The organism is Oceanospirillum linum, from assembly GCF_001995095.2.
GTDB lineage: Bacteria > Pseudomonadota > Gammaproteobacteria > Pseudomonadales > Halomonadaceae > Oceanospirillum > Oceanospirillum linum.
In genome coordinates, this window is sequence record NZ_MTSD02000134.1 from 1 (window position 1) to 427 (window position 427).

Annotated in this window: 1 protein-coding gene; it reads left to right on the forward strand. The window is 46.1% G+C overall.

All coding sequences use genetic code 11. The annotated features are described in order from the left end of the window. Nucleotides 1–427 (forward strand): M23 family metallopeptidase (locus BTA35_RS18075; RefSeq protein ID WP_369126257.1); only part of this gene is annotated, 427 nt, incomplete at both ends.

Consider the following 427-nt stretch of genomic DNA (forward strand, 5'->3'; position numbering starts at 1 on the left):
GGGTAGGCCTGCCTCTTAGTCTAAATACAGGCAAGCACAGCCTTGATATCCATCAGCCAGGCGGGCGAATTCGCAATGTATTTTTAGAGGTTGGCGCGCCAGAAAAACCTCAACAAAAACACATTATCAGCCGAACTCCTCTGCAAAAAGATTTGACACCCGCTCAGCAACAGCGAATTCAGCAAGAGAAAAATAAAATACAAAGCTTCTTACAACGTTGGAGCGGTAACCCACCAGATAACAGAGTTTTTTTACGCCCCACTGAAGGTAGTGTGAGCCAAGGCTTTGGAGAGCAAAGGTTCTATAACGGAGAAGAAGTCTACAGCCACACGGGTGTTGATATGTCAGGCCAGCGCGTATTTGCGCCCGCAGATAGTACGGTTGTCTTAATTGACGATCTATTTTACCAAGGCAAGCATGTCATTAT